Below are 4552 nucleotides of genomic sequence, written 5' to 3' on the forward strand. Positions count from 1 at the left end.
GCCGCCGTACTTGCCGAGCGTTTGGGGATCGAGCCCACCCGCGACGCGTTCGTCGCCCTCGACGAGGAGGCGGTCTTCAAGGAGCAGGCGAAGATGGGCGACGAGGAGATGGGTCCGCGGATGCTCAAGGGCGTCACGGGCGGCGGAGGCGGCCTGTCGACGTGGGCACCGTTCGTGGACGGCGACCTTGTGCCGTACTCCGTCGAACAGGCCGTCGCGCGCGGCATCGGCGCCGACAAGCCGCTGCTGATCGGTGCCACCGCGGGGGAGTTCGAGATGGCGTCGACGATGATGCCGGCCGCGCTCGACTGGATGCCGCGCGGCGTGGCCCTGCGGCTGGCCGGGCTCTCCGGCGGGCGAGGTCGTACGTACGGCGCCGCGACGCCGGGCAAGCCGCGCTTGCTGTTCGGGCGCATCCTGACCGACCACCTGTTCCGGTTCTTCGTCGCCCGGACTCTCGCCGCGCGGGCTCGGCAGGGCGAATCCGCAACCTTCGCCTACGACTTCCGTTTCCCGAACCCGGACACCGGCATCGCGGGGCACTGCGTCGAACTGCCCTTCGCCTGGGACTGCCTGGCCAGCGAGAACGTCGCCGCGAGCACCGGAGCCAACCCGCCGCAAGCTCTCGCCGACGCGACCCACGCCGCCTGGGTCGCCTTCATCCGCGACGGCGACCCGGGCTGGCCCGCGTACGACGCGCGCGCTCGCCGGGGCATGGTTTTCGACCACCTGTCAACGGCGGCGGAAGTGTACGCCCGCGAAACGGAGTTGTGGGCTGCGCTGTCCGGCTAGGGGCACTTGGAACTGCCCAGGGCGGTGCGGAATTCGGCGAGCATAGTGTTGAGGCGTCCGGGGTCTGGGAGGGAACGGGCCAGGTTCTGGGCGGAGTTGGCCGTGGCGGCGGCAAGTTCGCGTTCGCCTTGGTGGAGTTGGGCGAAGGCGAGGCGGATGGTGGCGAAGCCGCGGTTGCGTGGGAACTTTGCGGGGATGGAGGTTAGCGCGTGGTGGGCCGCGTACTCGGCGGAGGTTGGATCGCCGAGTGCCAGGTGGGCTTTGGCGCTCAGGGTGTGGAGTTCGCCCGAGCCGTAGAACGAGGTCCATGTCGGGCGCTCGCGGTTCTCCGCACGGCCGAGGGTGTCGGAGGCGCGGCCGAGATGGCGTAGCGCGGATTGGCGTTCGCCCAAGGCGGCGTGTGCGCCAGCGGCTTTGCCGTGCAGCATGGATGCGAAGAACGGGTCCCGTTTGGCAGTGGTCGTCGCTGCGGCGGCTCGGAGCGCGGCGAGCGAATCGGCGTGCTGGGCCCGTTGGTTGGCGATCACGAAGACGGTGTTCCAGGCAGCGATCTGGGTGGGCCCGTCGCCGGACATGCCGGCCAGCGTCAGGCTCGTGTGCGCGTGCCGCGATGCTCGTTGCAGGTCACGGGTATCGATGCACGACCACGCCGCAACGGCGACGAATTGCGCCGCCAGCGCGTCGATCCGCGCACGGACGCGTTGCGAGGCGCTCTTCGCCAAGGTTTCGCGACAGGCTGCCGCGCCTTCGAGGGCCGCGAGTTCGAGTGCGCGGTGTCCACCCTGGCTGTTGCTGACCGAGTCCAGGCCCGCCAGTTGCTCTTCGAGTCGTCGGGCATCGCTCATTCCGACCACGGGCGCGGCGGCCACTGAGGGGGCGAACGCAGCGGTCGCAACCCCGACCGCCGTAGCGCCGATGAAAGTACGTCGTTCCACGGGTTCCTCCGGCGCCCGCGAGGAACGTCGTCGACAGCGGGGGACGAACCCCAGGTCCTCGACGGGACACTTGAATACTTCCATCAAAGCGTCACGTTGACGCGCATGCGGCCAGCCGCATTCGCCGCTGAGCCAGCGTCGGACCGACTTGTCGGAGAGGGTGCCGTACCGCCCGGTGCGGCGGTACTGGATCGCGTTCAGCCGCTCGGCCAACTCCTGCTGCGTGAACCCGTGTTCGCGCAGCGCGGCGGCGAGCTTCAGGTTTCTGGTCATGCACGTACGGTAAGCGACCCGATCCGCAACGTGGCCGGATCGGGTGGCGCAAAACGTCCTGTTCCCGAACGCCGTCGCGCAGTGCGGCGACCTGTTGGATGGCTTGTGCTTTCCGCTCCCATATTCCGCGTGGGACTTCGACGTACGACAGAGGGAGCGGACGGCATGGGCGACTTGTCGGGGGAGCGGACGTGCGCGCAGGCGCCGGAGGTGGGCACCGTACTGGACACGATCTACGGCCGCGCCCGGGTCATGGACGTACTGCGCCTCGGCGATGAGCCCGAGACGGTATGCCTCCGTCCCGAACGCGGCGGCCTCGAATGGACCGTCACCACCACCCAACTCCCGAGCGTGCTCATGCCTGTGCGTTCATGAACCGTCGACTTCCGTTGTTCGGGGGTTGCCCCAGGCGTGGCGCCTTGTTGGGGCGGGGTTCCTAGCGTCGGCGACCATGACCACCATGCACAGAGCGGCGCGACTGCGCCGTACGACCGTTCTCGGGCTGGCCGCCTTGGCCACCGCCTCCTTGCTGCCTCTTGCCGCGTCCGCCCCGGCGGGAGCGGATCCCGCTGCCGCCGCGAACACCGCCGCCCCCGCACCAGGTGAGGTGGTGGTGTCGGCGGACTTCTCCTCCGGTCGGCTGCCTGAGGGGTGGCGGGCGGTCGAGGGGGAGTGGACCGTCAGCGGCGGGCGGCTGCACGGGGTTTCGGCGTCCTCGGGGCAGCAGAGCCGGATCACCTTCGGGCAGCACCTCGCCGACTTCCGGTTCGAGGCGACGGCCCGGTTCGACAGCGTTGCGGACGCGGCGCGGTGGACCGCACTCGGGCTGGACGTGCCGTCGAGCGGTGCGGTGCCGTGGTCGATCGCGACCATGCGCAGCGGTACGACGGCCGCGAACGGGCTGGAGTTCGCGCAGCGCACCGCCGCCAACACGTGGAACGTCACGGACACCGCCGCGGCGCCGAGCGCGGCCGGGGTCGGGCGGGACGTGCGGATAGCCGCCGAGGTGCACGGCGGGCAGGCGCGCTGGTTCTTCGACGGCAAGGAGGCGCTGCGCACCTCGCGGGTGCAGCGGTCCGCGGACGGCGGGCAGGCGCTGCTCGTCAACGGTGCGCGGGTGTCGTTCGACGACGTCAAGGTCACCGCGCTCGGCGCGCCGGGGTACCTGCGCCCGGTCGGGTCGCCGCTGACTGTCATCGCGCACCGCGGCGCCTCGTCGGCGGCGCCGGAGAACACCCTTGTGTCGGACGAGATCGCCCGGCGCGGCGGCGCGGAGTGGATCGAGAACGACGTCCAGCCGAGCAAGGACGGCGTGCCGCACATCCTGCACGACACGACCGTGGACCGGACGACCGACGGTGTCGGGCCGATCCGCACGCTGACGAGCGGGCAACTCGCCGCGCTGGACGCCGGATCGTGGTTCGCGCCGATGTACGCCGGATCACGCGTACCCACGTTGAGCGCGCAGTTGGACGATCTCCGCACGCGCGGCGGCAAGTTGCTGCTGGAGATCAAGGGCGCACACACCAGGGACGAGGTGGCCCGCATCGTCGCCGACATCCGCGCGGCCGGGATGACCGACCGCGTCTTCGTACAGAGCTTCGAGGTCGACGCGCTGCGGTACGTACGCGACTTGGCCCCCGAGCTGCCTCGCGGCCTGCTGCGCAGCACGTTGGACGCGGACCCGGTGGCGATCTCCGCGGAACTGGGACTGGCCTCGTACAACCCGTCCGACGCAGCGCTCATGACGCGGCCCGGCATCATCGCCGACCTGCACCGCGCCGGTGTCGCACTCATGGTGTGGACCGTCGACAGCGCCGCGCGCTGGCAGGCGCTGGAGGCCGCCGGGGTGGACGCGATCATCACCAACCGCCCGGCCGAACTCGCGGGCTGGAACGCCGGTTTCCTCCAGCGTCCGACGCCGCAGCCGCCCGCCCCGCCGGTGGTCCGGGTGACGGGCGTGACCGACGGCGCCGCGCTGGACCGCGCTCAGGCCCCGGTCGTCGGTGCCGCAGCGACGGACGCCGACAAGGTCACCGTCACCCTCGACGGCACCACTCTGGCCGCGGACAGGCCCCTCGACCTGCGCACCCTCCCGGCCGGACGGCACACCGTGACCGCCGAGGCCGTCGGCCCCGGCGGCACCGCCTCCGCCACGGCGTCCTTCACGATCGCGGTGACGCCGAGCGGCCTGGCGCACGTCCTGCTCACCTCGGGCGCGCAACCGCACGCCACATCCACGCTGATGACGATGCTCGCGCACAACCAGTGGGCGCCGCTGGCGAATTGGGCGGAGAACCAGGCGGGACGCTCCGTCCCGGCCCCGGCGGCCGAGGTCGTCGCGGCGGACGCCCGTACGCTCGCGGGTCGCTGACGGGCCGTCAACGGCGGCCGCGGCCAGGAACCGTAATCGCTTAGAACAGCCGCGGCCGGTACAACGGCGGCCGAGAACAACGGTGGTCGAGAACAGCCACAGCCGAGAACAGCCACAGCCGAGAACAACCCCGGTCGAGAACAACAGTCGTCAAGAACGGCCGGAGGGGGGGGGGGGG

3 protein-coding genes and 1 pseudogene are annotated in these 4552 nt (G+C 71.2%); 3 read left to right on the forward strand and 1 reads right to left on the reverse strand.

All coding sequences use genetic code 11. The features are described from left to right. Window positions 1–792 (forward strand): annotated as a pseudogene (locus tag ACRX5S_RS00250) (hypothetical protein); the annotation flags it as partial. Here the strand turns inward: ACRX5S_RS00250 and ACRX5S_RS00255 are convergent. After that, window positions 789–2000 carry a twin-arginine translocation signal domain-containing protein gene (locus tag ACRX5S_RS00255; protein ID WP_436770599.1) on the reverse strand — a complete coding sequence of 404 codons (1212 nt, stop codon included), beginning with the start codon at window positions 1998–2000 and terminating at the stop codon, window positions 789–791. The pseudogene ACRX5S_RS00250 and the gene ACRX5S_RS00255 overlap by 4 nt on opposite strands. Window positions 2001–2165: 165 nt before the next feature. Here ACRX5S_RS00255 and ACRX5S_RS00260 point away from each other — a divergent pair, with 165 nt between their 5' ends. Further along, on the forward strand, window positions 2166–2375 hold the full coding sequence (locus ACRX5S_RS00260; protein WP_436770600.1) for a hypothetical protein: 210 nt from the start codon (window positions 2166–2168) through the stop codon (window positions 2373–2375). A gap of 76 nt (window positions 2376–2451) precedes the next feature. Then, window positions 2452–4374, forward strand: a complete 1923-nt coding sequence (locus ACRX5S_RS00265) for a glycerophosphodiester phosphodiesterase (RefSeq protein WP_436770601.1) — start codon at window positions 2452–2454, stop codon at window positions 4372–4374. Window positions 4375–4552: the final 178 nt, after the last annotated feature.

Source organism: Yinghuangia sp. YIM S09857 (assembly GCF_051388915.1).
In the GTDB taxonomy this organism is placed as follows: domain Bacteria; phylum Actinomycetota; class Actinomycetes; order Streptomycetales; family Streptomycetaceae; genus Yinghuangia.

Coding starts and splice junctions, on each gene's coding strand:
- ACRX5S_RS00265 (WP_436770601.1), top strand. CDS start 2,452: ATGACCACCATGCACAGAGCGGCGCGACTGCGCCGTACGACCGTTCTC.
- ACRX5S_RS00260 (WP_436770600.1), top strand. CDS start 2,166: ATGGGCGACTTGTCGGGGGAGCGGACGTGCGCGCAGGCGCCGGAGGTG.
- ACRX5S_RS00255 (WP_436770599.1), bottom strand. CDS start 2,000: ATGACCAGAAACCTGAAGCTCGCCGCCGCGCTGCGCGAACACGGGTTC.